Raw genomic sequence first — 21,066 nt, 5'->3', positions numbered from 1 at the left:
CTTTGGAATAGCCTCAAGCGCCTTTCGATCTAAGCCGGATTCCCGGCAGTTGCCGCGACGGTAGGTCGCGGCGACGGTTGCGCAACAATGACTCAGTGCGCCTCATCCCAGTTGTTGCCCACGCCAACTTCCACCAGCAGCGGCACATCCAGGTTCGCCGCTTCGCTCATGTGCGTACGAATTTCGGCGCTGACCTGCTCGACCAGATCCTCGCGAACCTCCAGCACCAGTTCGTCGTGCACTTGCAGGATGACCCGCGCGTCCAGACCCGACGTCGCCAGCCAGTTATCCACAGCCACCATGGCTTTCTTAATGATGTCCGCGGCCGTGCCCTGCATCGGCGCGTTGATCGCCGTGCGTTCAGCGGCGGCGCGTTCCTGCGGCTTGTTCGAGTTGATCTCCGGCAAATACAGGCGACGCCCGAAGAAGGTTTCGACGTAACCCTGATCCGCCGCTTGCGCGCGGGTACGCTCCATGTATTCGCGCACGCCTGGATAACGGGCGAAGTAGGTGTCGATGTAAGCCTTGGCGGTCTTGGTGTCGACGCCGATGTCCTTGCCGAGCTTCTGCGCGCCCATGCCGTAGATCAGGCCGAAGTTGATCGCCTTGGCGCTGCGACGCTGGTCGGATGTCACTTGATCAAGCTCGACCTTGAATACTTCGGCAGCGGTTGCAGTGTGCACGTCGAGATTGTTGCGGAAGGCGTTCATCAGGCCTTCGTCACGGGACAGGTGCGCCATGATCCGCAGTTCGATCTGCGAATAGTCCGCCGCCAGCAGTTTGTAGCCTTTGGGTGCGACGAACGCCTGACGAATGCGTCGGCCTTCGGCAGTGCGCACCGGAATGTTCTGCAGGTTCGGATCACTGGAGGACAGGCGCCCGGTCGAGGCCACAGCCTGGTGATACGAGGTGTGGATGCGCCCGGTGCGCGGGTTGATCTGCTCCGGCAGGCGATCGGTGTAGGTGCTTTTCAGCTTGCTCATCGAGCGGTGCTCCATCAGCACCTTCGGCAAGCGGTGATCGTCTTCGGCGAGTTTCGCCAACACTTCTTCAGCGGTGGACGGCTGGCCTTTGGCGGTTTTCTTCAGCACCGGCAGGCCGAGCTTTTCATAAAGAATCACGCCCAGCTGCTTCGGCGATCCGAGGTTGAATTCCTCCCCGGCAATTTCGAAGGCCTCACGCTCCAGCGCGACCATTTTGTTGCCCAGCTCGATGCTCTGAATGCCCAGCAACTCGGCATCGACGAACGCGCCCTGGCGTTCGATGCGCGCCAGCACTGGCACCAGCGGGATCTCAATGTCGGTCAGCACGCCGGCCAGGCTCGGAATCGCGCTGAGCTTGTCGAACAGCGTTTGATGCAGGCGCAGGGTGATGTCGGCGTCTTCGGCGGCGTACGGCCCGGCCTGTTCCAAGGCGATCTGGTCGAAGGTCAGTTGCTTGGCACCTTTGCCGGCGATGTCCTGGAAGCTCACCGTGGTGTGGTCAAGGTACTTCTGCGCGAGGCTGTCCATGTCGTGACGGGTCGCGGTGGAATTGAGCACGTAGGACTCGAGCATGGTGTCGAAGGCGATGCCGCGCACGCTGATGCCTTCACTCTGATCGCCGCCAATGGCGCAGTTGGCCAGAATGTTCATGTCGAACTTGGCGTGCTGGCCGACCTTGAGTTTGCTCGGGTCTTCCAGAATCGGCTTGAGTGCGCGCAGCACGGTGTCGCGATCCAGCTGCTCCGGCACGCCGATGTAGGAATGGGTCAGCGGGATGTACGCGGCTTCGTTGGCCTGTACGGCGAACGACAGGCCAACCAGTTGCGCCTGCTGCGCGTCGATGCCGGTGGTCTCGGTGTCGAAGGCGATCAGTTTGGCGTTGCGCAGTTTTTCCAGCCAGACGTCGAAGCGGGCTTGATCGAGGATGGTTTCGTATGCGGCCTCGACAGGAGCAACAGGTGCCTCGGCTTGCGGGGCGCTGAACAGATCGCCCGCCGGCGCAGGTTCGGCCGCCGCGCTCAGTTCCAGACGCTTGGCATCGCGATCCAGATCATTGAGCCAGCTCTTGAATTCCAGCAGGGTGTACAGCTCGTAGAGTTTGGCCGGATCCTCCTGGCCCATCTGCAGATCATCGAGGCCGATATCCAGTGGCACGTCGACCTTGATGGTCGCCAGTTGATAGGACAGGAAAGCCATCTCCCGGTGCTCTTCGAGCTTGGCCGGCAAGGTTTTTGCGCCACGGATCGGCAGGGTCGGCACGATGTCGAGGTTGGCGTACAGCTCGGTCAGGCCGCCGTTGACGCCGACCAGCAGGCCGGACGCCGTCTTCGGGCCGATGCCAGGCACGCCCGGGATGTTGTCGGACGAGTCGCCCATCAGCGCGAGATAATCGATGATCTGCTCCGGTGCGACGCCAAATTTCTCCTTAACGCCCTCCACATCCATCGAGCTACCGGACATGGTGTTGACCAAGGTAATGTGGCCATCGACCAGTTGCGCCATGTCCTTGTCACCGGTGGAGATGATCACCGGGCGATCGGCCGCCGCGCTGCTGCGGGCGAGGGTGCCGATCACATCGTCGGCCTCGACGCCGTCGACGCACAGCAGCGGGAAGCCGAGGGCGATCACGCTCTGGTGCAGCGGCTCGATCTGCACGCGCATGTCGTCGGGCATGCTTGGCCGGTTGGCCTTGTATTCGGCGTACATCTCATCGCGAAATGTCCCGCCCTTGGCGTCGAACACTACGGCGAAGGGGCTGTCCGGGTACTGCTTGCGCAGACTCTTGAGCATGTTCAGCACGCCTTTGACCGCACCGGTCGGCAGGCCTTTGGACGTGGTCAGTGGCGGCAGTGCATGAAAGGCGCGGTACAGGTAAGACGAACCGTCCACCAGGACGAGGGGGGCTTGGCTCATGAGCAGGATCAACCTTTTCGGCGGGTCCGGGGCTAGAATAGCGGGACCGTTGACGACAAAGGGACAAGGTTATCATGCGTACGTTAAATCGCTTGCTGCTGGTCGGGTTGATCGCTGTCTCACCACTGGCCGCGATGGCGGCGGATGATGCGCCGGGCGGCGACCCCGAGGTCACTATCCGCACGGAGGGCGACAAGACCATTCAGGAGTACCGCCAGAACGGTTTCCTCTATGCGATCAAAGTCACGCCAAAGGGCGCGCCGCCGTACTTTCTGGTGCGCGCCGACGGGACGGATGCCAATTTCATCCGTTCGGATCAGCCGGATATGCTGATCCCGTCATGGAAGATATTCGAATGGAAGTAGGTTTTTAATTCACCCGGCGCCGCCGCTGCGGCGCCCGTACTGGCAGTTAAGACATGTCTGTGTTCACTCCCCTGGCTCGGCCCGAGCTGGAAACCTTTCTCGCCCCTTACGGGCTCGGCCGCCTGCTTGATTTCCAGGGGATCGCCGCCGGCAGCGAAAACACCAATTTCTTCATCAGTCTGGAGCAGGGCGAGTTTGTCCTGACCCTGGTCGAGCGCGGCCCGGTGCAAGAGATGCCGTTCTTCATCGACCTGCTCGACGTGCTGCACGAAGCCGAACTGCCGGTGCCTTACGCCCTGCGCACCACCGACGGCTTGGCCCTGCGTGAGCTCAAAGGCAAACCGGCGCTGCTGCAACCGCGCCTGTCCGGCAAGCACATCAAAGTCGCCAACGCCCAGCATTGCGCGCAAGTGGGCGAGTTGCAGGCGCATCTGCACCTGGCGACTCAGGGCGAACGCATGATCAAGCGCAAGACCGATCGTGGTCTGGACTGGATGCTGGAGGAGGGCACTGAATTTCTCTCGCACCTGAGCGATGAGCCGCGTGCCTTGCTGCAAAAGGCGCTGGATGAGATCACCGAGCGCAAAGACAAGATCCTCGCGCTGCCTCGGGCGAACATTCACGCCGACCTGTTCCGCGACAACGCCATGTTCGAAGGCACCCACCTGACCGGGCTGATCGACTTCTACAACGCCTGCTCGGGGCCGATGCTGTACGACGTGGCAATTGCCTTGAATGACTGGTGTTCGGACGAGGAGGGCGTGATCGATGGCCCGCGTGCGCGTGCGTTTCTCGGTGCCTATGCGGCGCTGCGGCCGTTCACGGCGGCGGAAGCCGAATTGTGGCCAACGATGCTGCGTGTCGCTTGTGTGCGGTTCTGGCTGTCACGCCTGATCGCCGCCGAGCAGTTCGCCGGGCAGGATGTGTTGATTCACGATCCGCAGGAGTTCGAGCAGCGCCTGGCGCAGCGGCAGAAGGTCAATACACCGTTGCCCTTCGCCCTCTGAGTAGATTCGCCAAGCAAACACGAACCTGTGGGAGCGAGCCTGCTCGCGAAGGCGGCGGCCCGTTCAGCATTTTTGCTGACTGACCCACCGCTTTCGCGAGCAGGCTCGCTCCCACAGGTTTTGTGTTGTTACAACGATTCCAGGCATCCCGCCAGATCATTGCCGAGTTTTTCCAGCACCTGCTCATACCCCTGAGCTGTCGCCGGGGTGTACCCGCCCAACGCATCCAGTTCCGCCAGCTTCACCGGCAGGCCAGCCACCAGCGTTTCCGCCAGACGGGGACGCAACGGTGGCTCGCTGAACACACAGGTCTTGCCTACGTCCTGCAAACGCTTGCGCATCTTCGCGACATGCTGGGCGCCGGGCTGTACTTCCGCGGCCACCGCGAACACGCCCGCGTGCTTCAGGCCGTAAGCGTCTTCGAAATAATCAAACGCCTCATGAAAGACGAAGTACGGCTTGCCTTCGACATTGGCCAGGCGCTTCTTCAAGCGCTGATCCAGCGCATCCAGACGTTCATCGAAGGCTTTGGCATTGCTCTGATAACGCTGGGCATTGGCCGGGTCGGCGGCGCTGAGGTCGGCGGCCATTTTGTCGGCGATCACCCGCGCATTGACCGGTGACAACCACAAGTGCGCGTCCAGCGAGCCGGGGCGATGATCGTGATCATGCTCGTCGGCTTCTTCGGCATGGGAATGGTTGTCCGCGCCGAAATGCCTCAGCTTCAGGCCTGGCAGATCCTGCACCGCGACGCTCGGCAGGCTGCGACCGCCGAGTACGCGCGGCAGGAAGCCTTCCATGTCCGGGCCGATCCAGTAGAGCAGATCGACCGACTGCACCTTCCGTACGTCGGACGGGCGCAAGGCGTAATTGTGCGGCGAGGCCCCCGGCGGCAGCAGCACCTCGGGAATCGCCACGCCATCCTGCACGGCAGCGGCAATCAACTGCAACGGTTTGATGCTGGTGAGCACTTTGACCTCGGCCTGAGCCGTACCGATCAGCACAAAACTGGCAACAAAAGCCACAAAAACAGAAAAAAGTCGGGACACGATGACCACTCAAGGAAGCGAGAACGGGTAACATAATAACGTCTCCAGCAAATCTCGTCGCCGCTCATGCCTATTACACCGATTGCCAGCCGTCCCCACGACCACTCCCATTGCGTGCACAGCGCTCTGTCCGAGGCCGATACCTTGTGCGCGCAGAAAGGTTTGCGTCTGACTGCCCTGCGCCGCCGCGTGCTGGAACTGGTCTGGCAGAGTCACAAGCCACTGGGTGCCTACGACATCCTTGCGGTGCTCAGCGAGCAGGACGGCCGCCGCGCCGCGCCGCCTACCGTGTACCGCGCACTGGATTTCCTGCTGGAAAACGGCCTGGTCCATCGCATCTCGTCGCTCAACGCCTTCGTTGGCTGCGTGCATCCTGAACACGCGCATCAGGGCCAGTTCCTGATCTGCCGCGAGTGCCACGCCGCCATCGAACTTGAGCAAAAAGTGATCAGCGACGCGATCATCAGCAGCGCCAGAGACGTCGGTTTCATCGTCGAAGCGCAGACCGTCGAAGTGGTTGGTCTGTGCGCCGGTTGCCAGGGGGCCTGATGAGCAACGCGCTGATCCGTCTGGAGCAGGTCGCCGTCACGTTTGCCGGGCAGACCGTGCTGGACAACATCGAGCTGAGCGTCGAGCCGGGGCAGATCGTCACCCTGATCGGCCCCAACGGCGCTGGCAAGACCACGCTGGTACGCGCCGTGCTCGGGCTGTTGAAGCCAAACAGCGGCAGCGTCTGGCGCAAGCCGAAGCTGCGCGTCGGTTACATGCCGCAGAAACTGCATGTCGACCCGACCCTGCCGCTGTCAGTGCTGCGCTTCCTGCGCCTGGTGCCTGGCGTCGATCGTTCGCGTGCCCTGGCCGCGTTGAAGGAAGTCGGCGCCGAACACGTGATCGACAGCCCGGTGCAGAGCGTTTCCGGCGGCGAAATGCAGCGCGTGCTGCTGGCTCGGGCACTGCTGCGTGAGCCTGAGCTGCTGGTGCTCGATGAGCCGGTGCAGGGCGTCGACGTGGCCGGGCAGGCCGAGCTGTACAGCCTGATCACCCGGCTGCGCGACCGCCACGGTTGCGGCGTGCTGATGGTGTCGCACGATTTGCATCTGGTGATGAGCACCACCGATCAGGTGGTCTGCCTCAACCGCCACGTCTGCTGCTCCGGGCACCCCGAGCAGGTCAGCGGCGACCCGGCATTCGTCGAGCTGTTCGGCAAGAACGCGCCGAGTCTGGCGATCTATCACCACCATCACGACCACGCCCACGACCTGCACGGTTCGGTGGTCAAAGGCCCGCTCGGCGGGCAACCTCATGTTCATGGAGACGGCTGCAAGCATGGCTGATTTTCTTTTGTATGCCCTGCTTGCAGGTCTGGCGCTGGCGCTGGTGGCCGGACCGCTCGGCTCGTTTGTGGTGTGGCGGCGCATGGCCTATTTCGGCGATACCCTGTCCCACGCCGCACTGCTCGGCGTGGCGCTGGGCTTTTTGCTGGACGTCAGCCCGACGGTGGCGGTGACGGTCGGTTGCCTGCTGCTGGCGGTGCTCTTGGTGACGCTGCAACAGCGTCAGCCGCTGGCGTCCGACACGCTGTTGGGAATTCTTGCACCGAGCACGCTCTCTCTCGGCCTGGTGGTACTAAGCTTCATGCATGAAGTGCGGATCGACCTGATGGCCTATCTGTTTGGCGACTTGCTGGCGATCAGTCCGAGCGACCTGGCGTGGATTCTCGGTGGCACCGCGGCGGTGCTGGTGTTGCTGGTGACGCTGTGGCGGCCGCTGCTGGCGGTCACCGTGCACGAAGAACTGGCGCGGGTCGAAGGCTTGCCGGTTGCGGGTTTGCGCTTGGCGCTGATGCTGTTGATCGCGGTGGTGATCGCCGTGGCGATGAAAATCGTCGGGGTGCTGTTGATCACTTCGCTGCTGATCATCCCGGCGGCTGCGGCACAGCGTCACGCCCGTTCGCCGGAGCAGATGGCGCTGGGCGCGAGCCTGTTGGGCATGCTCGCGGTGTGCGGCGGGCTGGCGTTGTCGTGGTTCAAGGACACCCCGGCGGGGCCGTCGATCGTGGTGACGGCAGCCGCGCTGTTTCTGTTGAGTTTTGTTCTGCCCCGTCGTGGGGTGTAGACTTGGCCGCTTTTTGCGCAATTAGAGAGTCGCAGGAATGAAGCCGTTCGCCTCCCGTTATCTGCTCCTTGTCGCATTTTCCGTGCTGCTGGGCGCCTGCCAAAGCACGCCGCCGGTGGCTGAAGTCCCGGATGCGCGGGCTACGGCCATCGCACAGCTGGAGCAAAGCCTGGCCAGCAGCGAACTGGCCACCGCCGAAGACCAGTTGGCCGCGTTGCAGGCCGCAACCCCCAATGATCAATCCCTTGAGCAATACCAGCGGCAGCTGGCCGAGTCTTACCTGCGCCGCAGCCAGATCGTCCTGCAGAAAGGCGATGTCAACGCTGCCGCCACTGCATTAAGCCGTGCTCGCGCCCTGATGCCCAAAGCGCCCGCGCTGACCGGCGGCGTCAATGACGCGATCACCGAAGCGCGCAAGGCCGAGTTGGAAAAGGCTGAGGCCGCGCTGCTGGCTGCCGAAGCCAGGCCGAAAGCCAAGGTCATCGACCCGACCGCCGAGAGCACGACGGTTGCGTTGAACATCGGCGATATTCACAAGCTGCAACGACAACTCGATGCTATCGCCGCCGATGTAGTGAATTACGAATGTGCCGTCAGCATTCAGGCGCCACGCACCGCGGATTATCCGTGGCTGGCGACGTTGCTGAGCAAGCGAGTCAAGAAGCTCGATCCTGATTTTGATTTGCAGATCGAGAAGCAGATCTTGCGCACAGTGCCGGCGCAGATGGTTTTAAGCCCGCGCAAGCCATAAAAAGCTTCGCGAGCAGGCTCGCTCCCACAGGTGCAACAGCGTACCTGTGGGAGCGAGCCTGCTCGCGAAAGCGTCCTCTCAACCAATAAAGATCTTAAGCCGGAATAGCCTTGGCCTTAGGCTCGCGCGCCCAAACCCGATGCTCGCCAATCGCGGCGAAGAACGGTTTGGTCAACGCACCCACATCCGCGCCCTGCAACAACCCGGCATCCGCATCGAGCTTCAGCAAGTCCTGCAATTGCTTGGCCTCGCCGTGCAGCGCGATCGCCTTCAGGTGCTTGTACGCTTCCAGCAGGTAATGCAACGCCACTCCATCACCGCTCAACGCAGTAATCGACGCCGCGCCACCCGGCACGAATACCGCGTCGAAAGCGATCGACGGCATGCCTTCCATCGACGCATCCACCGGCAAAGCCTTGCCGTCAGCGGTCTTGACTGGCGCCGAGGTTGGGCCGAGCAGTTTCCCGTGGGCGCCCTCGGCTTCCAGTGCTTTCTTCATCGCATCAATCGCAGCACCGTCGACACCATTGGCCGCGAGGATCGCCACTTTACGCGTCTTGATATTGCCCGGCAGCAGGTTGGCCTGGCTCAGCGCTGGCGATTGCTCCAGCGAGGTCTTGCGCACTTCGATCGTGCCTTTGGCTGGCGCCGGCAAACCAAGGTTTTCCGCCACGCGTTTGGCCAGGGTCAGGTCGATATTGGCAAGGATCTCGTTCACTTCACGGGCACGGATGAACTCACGTTCGACCTTGCCCAGCTCGAAGCTGTAGGCAGCGATGATGTGCTCTTTCTCGTGGTCGCTCATGCTGTTGAAGAACAAGCGGGCCTGGGAGAAGTGATCGCTGAACGACTCGCTGCGTTGACGGATCTTCGCGGCGTCGATGCGCTCCGGGTAGCTCTCGAAACCACCGTCCTGTGCCGCCGGCGGGGTTTCTTTCGGCCAGCCGCCGTCGATCGAGTTTGGCTCGTACGAGGCACGACCCTTATCGATGGTGGTGCGGTGCTGTGCGTCACGCTGGCCGTTGTGGAACGGCGCCACCGGACGGTTGATCGGCAGCTCATGGAAGTTCGGCCCGCCGAGTCGGCTGATCTGCGTGTCGGTGTAGGAGAACAATCGACCTTGCAGCAGCGGGTCATTGGAGAAGTCGATGCCTGGCACGATGTGGCCAGGGCAGAAAGCGACCTGCTCGGTTTCCGCGAAGAAGTTGTCCGGGTTGCGGTTCAGGGTCATTTTGCCCAGCGGCGTAATCGGGACAATTTCTTCGGGGATGATCTTGGTCGGGTCGAGGATGTCGAAATCAAAGTCGTGTTCGTTCTCTTCTTCGACGATCTGTACGCCCAGTTCCCACTCCGGGTAGTCGCCCATCTCGATCGCTTCCCACAGGTCGCGACGATGGTAGTCGGTGTCTTTACCGGCGAGCTTCTGCGCCTCGTCCCACACCAGCGAGCAGGTGCCGGCGGTAGGGCGCCAGTGGAATTTGACGAAGCGTGATTTGCCCTCGGCGTTGATCAGGCGGAAGGTGTGTACGCCGAAGCCCTGCATGCTGCGCAGGCTTTTCGGGATGGCCCGGTCGGACATCGCCCAGATCACCATGTGCGCCGATTCCGGCACCAGCGAGACGAAATCCCAGAACGTGTCGTGCGCCGAGCCGCCGGTGGGGATTTCGTTGTGCGGCTCGGGTTTCACCGCGTGGACGAAATCCGGGAACTTGATCGCGTCCTGAATGAAGAACACCGGCATGTTGTTGCCGACGAGGTCGAAGTTGCCTTCATCGGTAAAAAATTTCACCGCAAAGCCGCGCACGTCACGCACGGTATCGCCGGAACCCCGTGGCCCCTGCACCGTGGAAAAACGCACGAACACCGGGGTTTTCTTGCCCGGATCCTGTAGGAAACCGGCCTTGGTCAGCGCTGCATGGTTCTCGTAGGTCTGAAAGAAACCGTGCGCGCCGGTGCCGCGCGCATGGACAATGCGCTCCGGAATCCGCTCATGGTCAAAGTGCGTGATTTTTTCACGCATGATGAAGTCTTCCAGCAGCGAAGGCCCGCGCGGCCCGGCTTTGAGGGTGTTCTGGTTGTCGGCGATCTTCACGCCCTGATTGGTGCGCAGTGCCTGACCGGTGGCGTCCGAACGGAATTCTTCCAGGCTGTCGAGCTTGGCGTTGGTGTTGGCACGATCCGGGGTGTCGGTTCCGGCCATCTCGCTTTTATCGGGTGCAGGCTTTTTGATGCTCATCAGACGTAAACTCCTCGTTTGGCCCCGGATGCCTTCCGCAGACCCTTGAGTGATTCCCGGGCACGGCACCCAGGGTTTCAAGTCGCTTACTTAGTGACTGATGAGCGTTTCAGCCGTTCCGTTTATCTGACCTTTGATCGCGTTATTGCCAAATTGAAGGTTAATTGCGAAATAAATGCTAAGAACCTCTATACGGACAGGCTAAAATGCGCGCCCGGCTAACCGCTGATCCTTTTCCAACGCGCCCCACAAGGTTCGCTACGTGATCGAGTTTCAAAACGTCCACAAGACTTACCGCGTTGCCGGTAAGGATATTCCCGCGCTGCACCCGACCAGTCTCGCCATCGAGAACGGCCAGGTGTTCGGCCTGATTGGCCATTCCGGTGCGGGCAAAAGTACCCTGCTGCGTCTGATCAATCGCCTGGAAGATTCCAGTGGCGGCAAGATCATCGTCGACGGCGAAGAAGTCACCGCACTGGACGCCAACGGCCTGCGCCGTTTCCGCCAGCAGGTCGGGATGATCTTCCAGCACTTCAACCTGCTCGCCTCCAAGACTGTCGCCGATAACGTGGCCTTGCCGCTGACCTTGGCCGGTGAGCTGTCGAGCAGTGAAATCAACCAACGGGTGGCCGAGTTGCTGGCTCGGGTCGGTCTGTCTGACCACGCGAAAAAGTACCCGGCGCAATTGTCCGGCGGCCAGAAGCAACGCGTCGGCATCGCCCGTGCGCTGGCGACCAAGCCGAAAATTCTGCTGTGCGACGAGGCCACCAGCGCCCTCGACCCGCAGACCACGGCATCGGTTCTGCAACTGCTGGCCGAAATCAACCGCGAACTGAAACTGACCATCGTCCTGATCACCCACGAAATGGACGTGATCCGGCGCGTCTGCGATCAGGTCGCGGTGATGGACGCCGGCGTGATCGTCGAGCAGGGTCCGGTGGCCGATGTGTTCCTGCATCCGCAGCACCCGACCACCAAGCGTTTCGTCCAGGAAAGCGAGCAGATCGACGAGAGCGAGCAGCGTGACGACTTCGCCCACGTGCCCGGGCGCATCGTGCGTCTGACCTTCCAGGGTGAAGCGACCTACGCGCCGTTGCTCGGCACCGTCGCCCGGGAAACCGGCGTCGACTACAGCATCCTTGCCGGTCGCATCGACCGCATCAAAGACATTCCGTACGGGCAACTGACCCTCGCTGTCACCGGTGGCGACATGGAGGCGGCGTTTGCCCGCTTCACCGCCGCTGACGTTCACATGGAGGTGTTGCGCTAATGGCCGACCTGATGAGTTTCTTCGCCAATATCGACTGGTACGAAATCTGGCTGGCCACCGGCGACACCATGCTGATGCTCGGCGGTTCGCTGCTGTTCACCGTGCTGCTCGGCCTGCCGCTGGGCGTGCTGCTGTTTCTCTGCAGCCCGCGTCAATTGCTGGAAAACCGTGGCCTCTACGCTGTGCTGTCGCTGGTGGTGAACATCTTGCGTTCGCTGCCGTTCATCATTCTGCTGATCGTGATGATCCCGTTCACCGTGCTGATCACCGGCACGTCTCTGGGTGTGGCCGGGGCGATCCCGCCGCTGGTGGTGGGTGCTACGCCGTTCTTCGCGCGTCTGGTGGAAACTGCGTTGCGCGAAGTCGATCGCGGCATCATCGAAGCGACCCAGTCGATGGGCGCGACCACGCGGCAGATCATCATGAACGCCTTGCTGCCGGAAGCCCGTCCGGGCATCTTCGCAGCGATTACGGTGACAGCGATTACACTGGTGTCCTACACGGCGATGGCCGGTGTGGTCGGCGCCGGTGGTCTGGGCGACCTGGCGATCCGTTTCGGCTACCAGCGTTTCCAGACCGACGTGATGATCGTCACCGTGGTGCTGCTGTTGATTCTGGTGCAAGTGCTGCAAATGGTTGGCGACCGCCTGGTCGTGCATTTCTCGCGCAAATAAGCGGTTTTTTAATCAAGAGGCGCGGGCCATTCGCTGGCGGGCGCCCTCACAAGGAGTTAGCTGAATGAAAAAACTGATCGCTGCTTTCGCCGCTGTTGCGGCGTTTTCGGCCCACGCCGAGACCCTGACCGTTGCCGCCACTCCGGTGCCGCACGCGGAAATCCTCGAGTTCGTCAAACCGGCCCTGGCCAAGGAAGGCGTGGATCTGAAGGTCAAGGTCTTCACCGACTACATTCAGCCGAACGTACAGGTCGCGGAAAAGCGTCTGGACGCCAACTTCTTCCAGCACCAGCCGTACCTCGATGAGTTCAACAAGGCCAAGGGCACCAGCCTCGTCGCCGTGACAGGCGTGCACCTGGAGCCGCTGGGTGCTTATTCGAGCAAGCTCAAGGATCTGAAAGACCTGCCCGGTGGTGCCAACGTGGTGATCCCGAACGACGCCACCAACGGCGGCCGTGCGCTGTTGCTGCTGGCCAAGGCTGGCGTGATCACTTTGAAGGACCCGAGCAATATTCTGTCGACCCTCAAAGACATCGAGCAAAACCCGAAAGACCTGAAATTCCGTGAACTGGAAGCCGCGACCATCCCGCGCGTGCTGACCCAGGTCGATCTGGCGCTGATCAACACCAACTACGCGCTGGAAGCCAAGCTTGATCCGTCCAAGGATGCGCTGGTGATCGAAGGCAACGACTCGCCATACGTGAACATCCTCGTGTCCCGCGCGGACAACAAGGACAGCGACGCGATGAAGAAACTGGCGGCTGCACTGCACAGCCCGGAAGTGAAGCAGTTCATTACCGAGAAGTACAAAGGCGCGGTGTTGCCGGCGTTCTGATTAAGGTTGCTGCAATGAAAAAGGGGCGCATTTGATGCGCCCCTTTTTCATTGCATGAATACCGCACCGCATTCGTGGCGAGGGGATTTATCCCCGTTCGACTGCGCAGCAGTCGCAATATCATTGCACACGGTATTCCTGATACACCGCAGTTGCAGGTTTGGGGCCGCTTCGCAGCCCAACGGGGATAAATCCCCTCGCCACAAAGGGTTCTCGTTGCTTCCAGTGGTGACTTACTTGCGGTTAAGCATCACCGGCAACTGCGACACCAGTTTGGCGTTGTTCAGCGGCGCCCGAATAAACCCGCGCTGCGTGCCGTCCGGACCAATCACCGCGAGATTGCCGCTATGGTCGACGGTGTAATTCGGCTTGCTGGTGTCCGCCGGAATAAACGGAATACTCACCGCGTTCGCGACCTTCTGCAGCTCTTCAATCGAGGTCGGCGTCAGGCCGATGAACTGCGGATCGAAGTAGCCCAGGTACTGTTTCAACTGCTTCGGCGTGTCGCGGTTGGGGTCAACGCTGACCAGCACGATCTGCAATTTATCCACAGCCTCTTTCGGCAATTCACTCTTGATCTGCCGCAGTTGCGCCAGGGTGGTCGGGCAGATGTCCGGGCAGAAGGTATAACCGAAGAACAACAGACTCCACTTGCCTTTCAACTCGTCGATGGCAACTGGTTTGCCGTCCTGATCGGTCATGGTCACGTCCGGCAGGTTGCGGCTCTGCGGCAGCAGGATAATGCCGGCGTCGATCAGCGCAGTCGGATCGCCCTGGCCTTTGCCGTTCAGCACTTTATTCACGGTAAGCCCGAGGATCAGCGCGATCACGGCGACGAGGATGAAGACGGTTTTCTGGGTTCGGGTCATAGGTTCAACAGTAAGTAGTGGTCTACGAGCAGGGCGATGAACAACAGGAACAAGTACCAGATAGAGTACTTGAAGGTGTTGATCGCCGCGTGCGGCTGACTGCCACGGTACAGCACCACGGCCCATTGCAGAAACCTCGCGCCCAACGCCAGCGCGCAGACCAGATACAGCACGCCGCTCATGTGAATCACGTACGGCAGCAGACTCACCGCCAGCAACGCAAAGGTGTAGAGCAGAATGTGCACTTTGGTGTAGTGCTCGCCATGGGTCACCGGCAGCATCGGAATGTCGGCCTTGGCGTATTCCTCCTTGCGATGAATCGCCAGCGCCCAGAAGTGCGGCGGGGTCCAGGCGAAGATGATCAGCACCAGCAACAGCGGTTCGGCGCTGACATGGCCGGTGGCGGCGGTCCAGCCCAGCAGCGGCGGCGCGGCACCGGCGAGGCCGCCGATGACGATGTTCTGCGGCGTCGCACGCTTGAGAAAACCGGTGTAGACCACCGCATAACCGAGCAGCGAGGCGAGAGTCAGCCAAGCGGTCAGCTGATTGGTGAAGGTCAGCAGCAGCGCCTGGCCGAGCAATGCCAGCACCAGGGCGAAGGTCAGCGCCGCCGCAGGTGAAACCCGGCCTTCGGCCAGTGGCCTTTTGTGCGTGCGCGCCATTACCGCATCGATGCGCCGATCGACCACATGATTGACCGCCGCCGCGCCGCCGGCGCACAAGGCAATGCCCAGATTGCCAAACACCAGCACTGTCCACGGCACGCCGGCGCGGGTAGCGAGGAACATGCCGACCAGCGAGGTGATCAGCATCAGCACCACGACTTTCGGTTTGGTCAGCTCCAGGTAATCGCGCCACAGCGCTTGCGCCGCACGCTGGCCGATCAGACTCGCCATGGCGTTTCTCCTTTCAATGCGATGGGCGCGACGACAGGTTTGTGCGCACTCAAGCGCCAGCGCGCCAGCACCGGTTGGTTCACCCGCAACAGGCTGGTGCGCGCGTGATAGTTGACCAGCACCAGAGTCAGCAACAGCGCCGCACCGCCAGCGTTATGGGCGACGGCCACTGGTAGCGGTAGATGAAACAGCACGTTGCTGATGCCGAGGGTGATCTGCGCGGTGAGGGCGATCAGCAGCAACCCGGCCAGTCGGGTCATGCCTACCGCTTTCAACTGCCAGGCCAGACCGAGCAGTACGACCGTCACCAGCAAAGCGCCGATGCGGTGTGTCAGATGAATGGCCGTGCGCGCGTCGCTATCCAGTTGTCCGCCGAGATAATTCGGGCCGATGTGCTGGGTCAGGTGAAAGCCATTGGCGAAGTCCGCCGGCGGCAGCCATTGGCCGTGGCAGGTGGGGAAGTCGATGCAGGCCACCGCTGCGTAGTTGGAACTGACCCAGCCGCCCAAGGCGATCTGGCCGATCACCAGCAGCAGCCCCGCCGTCGCCCAATATTGCAGGCGCTTGGGTACGGTCAGCGCCGGCAGCACGCCGGACAACCTCAGCGTCAGCAGGAACAGCAGACTCAATGTGGCAAAGCCGCCGAGCAAATGCCCGGTGACCACTTGCGGCCAGAGCTTGAGCGTCACCGTCCACATACCGAACGCCGCTTGGGCGATGACCACCGCCAGCAGAAACAGCGGCAGTTTCACCGGCTGGCCCGGATGGCGCCGGTTGACCCAGGCGCGCCCGGCCAGCACTGAAATCAGCAAACCCAGAGTGCCGGCGAAGTAGCGGTGGATCATCTCGTTCCAGCCCTTGTGCGCCTCCACTGGCGCGTCAGGGAAATGCAGTTCGGCATGGGCCAGTTGCGCCTCGCTTTTCGGCACGCTGATAAAGCCATAGCAGCCTGGCCAGTCCGGGCAGCCGAGGCCGGCGTGGGTCAGGCGGGTGTAGGCGCCGAGCAGCACCACAATGAGCGCCAGCAGGGTGGCAAACAGCGCGAGGCGAAATCCAGGTTTGGCCATGACGATGCCCTCATCCGATGTTCGACAGTTTCAGCAGATGCCGCAGGTCGTTAAGCAGATCCTTGCCCTTCACATTCGGCTCGTAACGCAGCACCAGATTGCCGTGCGGGTCGACGATCCACAGCTGCGGCACGGCTTTATCGCCGATGGTCCTGGCGAACACCCCGGCATCCAGCGGATAGCGCTGCAGCTGCGGATATTCACGGTCGAGTTTGGCGGCGTAATCAGCGCTCAACGGTTGCGCGGCGGCGAGGGCGTGGCTGGCGCGCCCAGCTTCGCGGCCGAGGCTGATCTGGATCTGCCGGGCCAGATAAACCAGTTGCTGGCAATCGACTGCGCAGTCCTTTGGCGCCGTGACCAGAATCTGCCAGCGCTGCTCATCGGCCTGCACGCCGAGGTCGGCGCGGGTCTGGCCGTTACCGATCAGCTCGCCGTGGTAGCTGCGTCCTTCCGGCACCCAGAACTGCAATTTGTACATGCCGGTGGCGAGCAGCATCGGCCCGACCACGCCAAGGACAATCAGCAACAACTGAATGCGCCCGCGCCGGCGGCTCGGAACGGGTTTGGCCTCAGACATGCTGGGTGGATTCATGGCGCTTCCCATGGCGTTTCTCCTTTGCGTTGTGCCAGCCCAAATAGAGGTAGAGCCCGAGCAACGCCGTGGCCATGGCGAACCATTGCACGGCGTAGCCGAGGTGTTTTTCCGGGCCCATCGCGACTACCGGCCAATCGGTCTGGTAGCTGGCCGGGCCGGGTTCGGCGCGTAGTTCGTAGGCGAAGCCGTCGCGCTCCAGGGTTTGCCACAATTTGCCCGGCTCGACGGCGGTAATGGTTTGCGGCCAGACATCGCTGACCGGATCTGCGTGCAACTGGAACGTTGCGCCGGGGGCGACATAGACCCAGGCGTCGAGCGTCAGCGCCTCGGCCGGTGTCGTGAATTGCGGCGGCACGCGCCGATCGGGCCATGGCAGCCAGCCGCGATTGACCAGCAGCCAGAGGCCGCTGCGTTGGTCCTGAAACGGTTGCAGCAATTCGACGCCGACCTTGCCGCCACGCTGGCGGTTGTCCAGCAACAGCGTGTGGGCGGGGTCGAACTGGCCGTGCAGGCGCACGCGGCGGTAAGCCGGGTCGGCGTTGCCGAGCAGTTCACTGCTGGCCAGCGGTTCGGCCACGCGACGTTCGGCATAACTGGCCAGCAGCGCGGTTTTCTCCGCGCCCCGGCCCAGTTGCCAGAAGCCCAGCGCAACCATCAGCGGCAGCAACAGCGCCACCACGACAGTGGGAATCACGCCCGGGCGAAAGCGCTTCATGGGTGTGCCGTAAAGTCAGTGATCGCGCTCGCTATACTCAATTTCATCGCCTGTCCCCCGGAGTCTTGCCATGTTCAAAGCAGCGATCGTCCTGATGCTGATTGCCACGGTCGTCAGCCTGTTCAGCGGCCTGTTTTTCCTGGTCAAGGACGACAGCAGCTCCAACCGCCTGGTCATCGCCTTGAGTGTTCGGGTGGCACTGGCCGTGGTCACCGTCGGCCTGATGGCCTGGGGTTTCTACAGCGGCCAGTTGGTGTCCCATGCGCCGTGGTAGCTGCAAGCTGCAAGTTAGAAGCCTTACCGCTTTTACTTGAAGCTTGCCGCTTGAAGCTTGCCGCTGCCGTCAAAGCACATAGACGAAGAAGAACAAGCCGATCCACACCACGTCGACGAAATGCCAATACCAGCTCGCCGCTTCGAAACCGAACTGGTGCTCGTTGTCGAAGTGGCCTTTCATGATGCGCATCAGCATCACGAACAGAATGATGGTGCCGATGGTCACGTGGGCGCCGTGGAAGCCGGTAAGCATGAAGAACGTCGCGCCGTAGATGCCCGAACCGAGGGTCAGGCCCAGCTCTTGGTAGGCGTGGATGTATTCCTCGGCCTGGAAGCCGAGGAACGCGATGCCCAGCAGTACGGTGATCGCCAGCCACAGTTTCAGCGCGCCGCGATGGCCTTTCTTCAGCGCATGGTGGGCGATGGTGATGGTCACGCTGGAGCTGACCAGCAGGATCGTATTGAGCAGCGGCAGGCCCCAAGGGCTGATGACATCCTTGGGCGGTGGGAACAATTTCGGGTCGGGGTTGTTCAGCAACGGCCAGACATATTCGAAGTTCGGCCAGAGCATTTCCGACAGGCCCTTGCTGCCTTCGCCGGCCAGCCCGGGTGCCGACACGACGCGGATATAGAACAGCGCGCCGAAGAAGGCGACGAAAAACATCACCTCGGAAAAGATGAACCAGCTCATGCCCCAGCGGAACGAACGGTCCAGTTGTGGGCTGTACAACCCCGCGCGACTTTCCTTGATCACCGCACCGAACCAGCCGAACAACATGTACGCCAGCAGCAGGCCGCCGACGAAAAAGATCAGTGGGCCGTGGGAATCCGGGCGTGCGGCCTTGAGATCGTTGAACCAGGTGGCGAGGCCGTACACGGTGACGAACATCCCGAGCGTGGCGATGATCGGCCATTTGCTCTGGGCCGGGACGTAATAATGCTCATGAGTTGCCATTTATTGTTCTCCTTATCGGCCACGCTCAACCGCCAGTGTTAACAGCCACCGGCGGATGTCGGGCGGTGATATCGAACAGCGTGTAGGACAGCGTCAGGTGCTTCACTTCCTTGGGCATGTCGCGGTCAACGATGAAACGCACCGGCATCTCGATCTGTTCGCCGGGTTGCAGCACCTGCTGGGTAAAGCAAAAGCATTCGGTCTTGTGGAAAAACGCCGCCGCGTTGCTCGGCGCGATGCTCGGCACCGCTTGCGCGCTCATCGGTTTGTCGGTGGGATTGCGCGCGATGAAGACCATCTCGTTCACCGCGCCGGGATTGGCGGTCATCTCGTCGTGTTTCGGGTAAAAGTCCCACGGCATGTCGGCGGTGTTGGTCGACAAGAACTGCACGCGCACCTGGCGCGAGGTGTCGACCACTTGCTCGCCCGCATACTGGCCACCGGTCTTGCCGTTGATGCCGAAGGCTTTGCACATCACGTCATAGATCGGCACCAGGGCGAAACCGAAGACGAACATCGCCACCACCACCAGCAGCAGGCGGGTGACGAGTTTCTTCAGCGAGATCGAGTCAGCCATGATTCATGCCTCCCCGGTAATCATCTTTGCCCGGCAATACCTGTGTGGTGAGGGGATTTATCCCCGTTGGACTGCGAAGCGGCCCTGAATCCAGCGCACACGGTCTACCTGATGAATTTCGATTGCAGGTTTTGGGGCTGCTGCGCAGCCCAACGGGGATAAATCCCCTCCCCACAAGGGATCTGTGTACATCCACAGGAGATCTGTGAGCATCCACTGGGGATCTGTGCCTCTGCACACATTGCAAAAAACAGCAGGTGTTCATTTCACTTCCGGCGGCGTGGTGAAGGTGTGGTACGGCGCCGGCGACGGCACGCTCCACTCCAGCCCTTCGGCGCCGTCCCACGGTTTCGCCGGGGCCGGTGCGCCGCCACGGATGGTCTTGATGACGATGAACAGGAAGAAGATCTGCGTGGCGCCGAACATGAACGCGCCGATCGACGAGACCATGTTGAAATCGGCGAACTGCAGGTTGTAGTCCGGAATCCGTCGCGGCATCCCCGCAAGACCGACGAAGTGCATCGGGAAGAAGGTCAGGTTCATGCCGACGAACGACAGCCAGAAGTGCAGCTTGCCGAGGGTTTCGTCGTACATGTGCCCGGTCCACTTCGGCAGCCAGTAATAGGCCGAGGCGAAGATGCCGAAGATCGCCCCCGGTACCAGCACATAGTGGAAGTGCGCGACGACAAAGTAGGTGTCCTGATACTGGAAGTCCGCCGGGGCGATCGCCAGCATCAGCCCGGAGAAACCGCCAATCGAGAACAGGATGACGAACGCCACGGCAAACAGCATCGGCGTCTCGAAGGTCATCGAGCCCTGCCACATGGTGCTCGCCCAGTTGAACACTTTCACACCCGTCGGCACGGCGATCAGCATGGTCGCGTACATGAAGAACAGCTCGCCCACCAGCGGGATGCCGACCACGAACATGTGGTGCGCCCAGACGATGAACGACAGGAACGCGATGCTCGCCGTGGCGTAGACCATCGAGGTGTAGCCGAACAGCGGCTTGCGCGCGAAGGTCGGGATGATCTGGCTGACCGCGCCGAACGCCGGCAGGATCATGATGTACACCTCGGGGTGGCCGAAGAACCAGAACACATGCTGGAACAGCACCGGGTCACCCCCGCCGGCAGCACTGAAGAAACTGGTGCCGAAGTGAATATCCATGAGCATCATCGTCACGCAGCCGGCCAGCACCGGCATTACTGCGATCAGCAGAAACGCGGTGATCAGCCAGGTCCAGACGAACAGCGGCATTTTCATCAGGGTCATGCCGGGGGCGCGCAGGTTGAGGATGGTCGCGACCACGTTGATCGCGCCCATGATCGAACTGATGCCCATCAAGTGGATGGCGAAGATGAAGAACGTCACGCTCTCCGGTGCGTAAGTGGTGGACAGCGGCGCGTAGAAGGTCCAGCCGAAATTCGGTCCGCCGCCCGGGGTGAACAGCGTCGAGACCAGCAGCAGAAACGCCGCCGGCAACAGCCAGAAGCTGAAGTTGTTCATCCGGGGCAGGGCCATATCCGGCGCGCCGACCATCAGCGGAATCATCCAGTTGGCGAGGCCGACGAACGCCGGCATCACCGCACCGAACACCATGACCAGACCGTGCATGGTGGTCATCTGGTTGAAGAATTCCGGCTGCACGATCTGCAGGCCGGGCTGGAACAGCTCGGCGCGAATGACCATGGCGAACGAGCCGCCGAGCAGGAACATGCAGAAGGCAAACCACAGGTACAGCGTGCCGATGTCCTTGTGGTTGGTGGTCAGCACCCAGCGCATCAGGCCTTTGGCGGGGCCGTGGGCGTGGTCGGCGTGACCGTGGTCATCGATGACAGCGCTCATGGCCGGTCTCCTTCACGAAAGTGGACGGGGCAGGCCGGGGCGCGCTGCCCCGACCGGTTCACTGAATAC

21 protein-coding genes are annotated in these 21,066 nt (G+C 61.7%); 10 read left to right on the top strand and 11 right to left on the bottom strand.

Annotation, left to right across the window (positions count from 1 at the left end):
* Nucleotides 1-92: 92 nt before the first annotated feature.
* Nucleotides 93-2,897: a DNA polymerase I gene (polA, locus tag AB4N47_RS22710; RefSeq protein ID WP_341638266.1), complete on the bottom strand. Its 2,805-nt coding sequence runs from the start codon at nucleotides 2,895-2,897 to the stop codon at nucleotides 93-95.
* 74 nt (nucleotides 2,898-2,971) lie between these two features.
* Here polA and AB4N47_RS22705 point away from each other — a divergent pair, with 74 nt between their 5' ends.
* A complete protein-coding gene (locus tag AB4N47_RS22705; RefSeq protein WP_039757137.1) occupies nucleotides 2,972-3,262 on the top strand; it encodes a DUF2782 domain-containing protein in 291 nt (96 codons plus the stop codon).
* A 53-nt stretch (nucleotides 3,263-3,315) separates the two neighbouring features.
* Entirely contained in the window at nucleotides 3,316-4,269 is a 954-nt protein-coding gene (locus AB4N47_RS22700) for a homoserine kinase (RefSeq protein ID WP_110644676.1), read from the top strand.
* A 128-nt stretch (nucleotides 4,270-4,397) separates the two neighbouring features.
* On the opposite strand, the gene AB4N47_RS22695 is transcribed toward AB4N47_RS22700, so the two are convergent.
* The gene (locus tag AB4N47_RS22695) at nucleotides 4,398-5,318 is read right to left on the bottom strand and encodes a zinc ABC transporter substrate-binding protein (protein WP_460154351.1); all 921 of its coding nucleotides are present in this window, start codon (nucleotides 5,316-5,318) and stop codon (nucleotides 4,398-4,400) included.
* A 66-nt stretch (nucleotides 5,319-5,384) separates the two neighbouring features.
* Between AB4N47_RS22695 and AB4N47_RS22690 the strand changes: the two genes are divergently transcribed.
* From AB4N47_RS22690 to AB4N47_RS22675, 4 genes are read left to right on the top strand one after another with little or no spacing between them, the layout of a single operon-like run.
* On the top strand, nucleotides 5,385-5,867 hold the full coding sequence (locus AB4N47_RS22690; protein ID WP_016772342.1) for a Fur family transcriptional regulator: 483 nt from the start codon (nucleotides 5,385-5,387) through the stop codon (nucleotides 5,865-5,867).
* On the top strand, nucleotides 5,867-6,652 hold the full coding sequence (znuC, locus tag AB4N47_RS22685; RefSeq protein WP_024014991.1) for a zinc ABC transporter ATP-binding protein ZnuC: 786 nt from the start codon (nucleotides 5,867-5,869) through the stop codon (nucleotides 6,650-6,652). The genes AB4N47_RS22690 and znuC overlap by 1 nt, the downstream gene beginning before the upstream one ends.
* Nucleotides 6,645-7,433 carry a zinc ABC transporter permease subunit ZnuB gene (gene znuB / locus AB4N47_RS22680; protein ID WP_016772340.1) on the top strand — a complete coding sequence of 263 codons (789 nt, stop codon included), beginning with the start codon at nucleotides 6,645-6,647 and terminating at the stop codon, nucleotides 7,431-7,433. Before znuC ends, znuB begins: the two co-directional genes overlap by 8 nt.
* Before the next feature lie 37 nt (nucleotides 7,434-7,470).
* Nucleotides 7,471-8,184: a PA5502 family lipoprotein gene (locus AB4N47_RS22675; RefSeq protein WP_460154350.1), complete on the top strand. Its 714-nt coding sequence runs from the start codon at nucleotides 7,471-7,473 to the stop codon at nucleotides 8,182-8,184.
* A 94-nt stretch (nucleotides 8,185-8,278) separates the two neighbouring features.
* Here the strand turns inward: AB4N47_RS22675 and katE are convergent, their stop codons facing one another.
* Entirely contained in the window at nucleotides 8,279-10,420 is a 2,142-nt protein-coding gene (katE, locus tag AB4N47_RS22670; protein WP_341638269.1) for a catalase HPII, read from the bottom strand.
* A gap of 262 nt (nucleotides 10,421-10,682) precedes the next feature.
* Here katE and AB4N47_RS22665 point away from each other — a divergent pair, with 262 nt between their 5' ends.
* The 3 genes from AB4N47_RS22665 (at nucleotide 10,683) to AB4N47_RS22655 (ending at nucleotide 13,199) form a co-directional block, all read left to right on the top strand.
* A complete protein-coding gene (locus AB4N47_RS22665) occupies nucleotides 10,683-11,690 on the top strand; it encodes a methionine ABC transporter ATP-binding protein (protein ID WP_016772338.1) in 1,008 nt (335 codons plus the stop codon).
* Nucleotides 11,690-12,364 carry a methionine ABC transporter permease gene (locus tag AB4N47_RS22660; protein WP_016772337.1) on the top strand — a complete coding sequence of 225 codons (675 nt, stop codon included), beginning with the start codon at nucleotides 11,690-11,692 and terminating at the stop codon, nucleotides 12,362-12,364. The genes AB4N47_RS22665 and AB4N47_RS22660 overlap by 1 nt, the downstream gene beginning before the upstream one ends.
* 64 nt (nucleotides 12,365-12,428) lie before the next feature.
* Nucleotides 12,429-13,199 carry a MetQ/NlpA family ABC transporter substrate-binding protein gene (locus AB4N47_RS22655; protein ID WP_039757123.1) on the top strand — a complete coding sequence of 257 codons (771 nt, stop codon included), beginning with the start codon at nucleotides 12,429-12,431 and terminating at the stop codon, nucleotides 13,197-13,199.
* Between the two features lie 233 nt (nucleotides 13,200-13,432).
* On the opposite strand, the gene AB4N47_RS22650 is transcribed toward AB4N47_RS22655, so the two are convergent.
* The 5 genes from AB4N47_RS22650 to AB4N47_RS22630 are packed head-to-tail and all read right to left on the bottom strand — an operon-like array spanning nucleotide 13,433 to nucleotide 17,341.
* Nucleotides 13,433-14,068: an SCO family protein gene (locus AB4N47_RS22650; protein WP_341638270.1), complete on the bottom strand. Its 636-nt coding sequence runs from the start codon at nucleotides 14,066-14,068 to the stop codon at nucleotides 13,433-13,435.
* Nucleotides 14,065-14,964, bottom strand: a complete 900-nt coding sequence (gene cyoE, locus AB4N47_RS22645; protein WP_341638271.1) for a heme o synthase — start codon at nucleotides 14,962-14,964, stop codon at nucleotides 14,065-14,067. The genes AB4N47_RS22650 and cyoE overlap by 4 nt, the downstream gene beginning before the upstream one ends.
* Nucleotides 14,952-16,031, bottom strand: coding sequence for a COX15/CtaA family protein (locus tag AB4N47_RS22640; protein ID WP_341638272.1), 1,080 nt, complete (start codon nucleotides 16,029-16,031; stop codon nucleotides 14,952-14,954). Before AB4N47_RS22640 ends, cyoE begins: the two co-directional genes overlap by 13 nt.
* 10 nt (nucleotides 16,032-16,041) lie before the next feature.
* Nucleotides 16,042-16,635, bottom strand: coding sequence for a hypothetical protein (locus AB4N47_RS22635; protein WP_341638273.1), 594 nt, complete (start codon nucleotides 16,633-16,635; stop codon nucleotides 16,042-16,044).
* On the bottom strand, nucleotides 16,601-17,341 hold the full coding sequence (locus AB4N47_RS22630; RefSeq protein WP_341638274.1) for an SURF1 family protein: 741 nt from the start codon (nucleotides 17,339-17,341) through the stop codon (nucleotides 16,601-16,603). The genes AB4N47_RS22635 and AB4N47_RS22630 overlap by 35 nt, the downstream gene beginning before the upstream one ends.
* A gap of 70 nt (nucleotides 17,342-17,411) precedes the next feature.
* On the opposite strand from AB4N47_RS22630, the gene AB4N47_RS22625 reads away from it, so the two are divergent.
* The gene (locus AB4N47_RS22625; RefSeq protein ID WP_016772330.1) at nucleotides 17,412-17,615 is read left to right on the top strand and encodes a twin transmembrane helix small protein; all 204 of its coding nucleotides are present in this window, start codon (nucleotides 17,412-17,414) and stop codon (nucleotides 17,613-17,615) included.
* Between the two features lie 69 nt (nucleotides 17,616-17,684).
* Here the strand turns inward: AB4N47_RS22625 and AB4N47_RS22620 are convergent, their stop codons facing one another.
* The 3 genes from AB4N47_RS22620 to ctaD all read right to left on the bottom strand — a co-directional run bounded on the left by AB4N47_RS22620 (nucleotide 17,685) and on the right by ctaD (nucleotide 20,997).
* Nucleotides 17,685-18,572 carry a cytochrome c oxidase subunit 3 gene (locus AB4N47_RS22620; protein ID WP_016772329.1) on the bottom strand — a complete coding sequence of 296 codons (888 nt, stop codon included), beginning with the start codon at nucleotides 18,570-18,572 and terminating at the stop codon, nucleotides 17,685-17,687.
* Nucleotides 18,573-18,597: 25 nt separating this feature from the next.
* Nucleotides 18,598-19,149, bottom strand: coding sequence for a cytochrome c oxidase assembly protein (locus AB4N47_RS22615; protein WP_076564848.1), 552 nt, complete (start codon nucleotides 19,147-19,149; stop codon nucleotides 18,598-18,600).
* A gap of 261 nt (nucleotides 19,150-19,410) precedes the next feature.
* Nucleotides 19,411-20,997: a cytochrome c oxidase subunit I gene (gene ctaD, locus AB4N47_RS22610; RefSeq protein WP_016772327.1), complete on the bottom strand. Its 1,587-nt coding sequence runs from the start codon at nucleotides 20,995-20,997 to the stop codon at nucleotides 19,411-19,413.
* Between the last annotated feature and the right edge of the window lie 69 nt (nucleotides 20,998-21,066).

The organism is Pseudomonas sp. S3_G06, from assembly GCF_054667565.1.
This window is presented reverse-complemented; position numbering and strand designations above follow the sequence as displayed.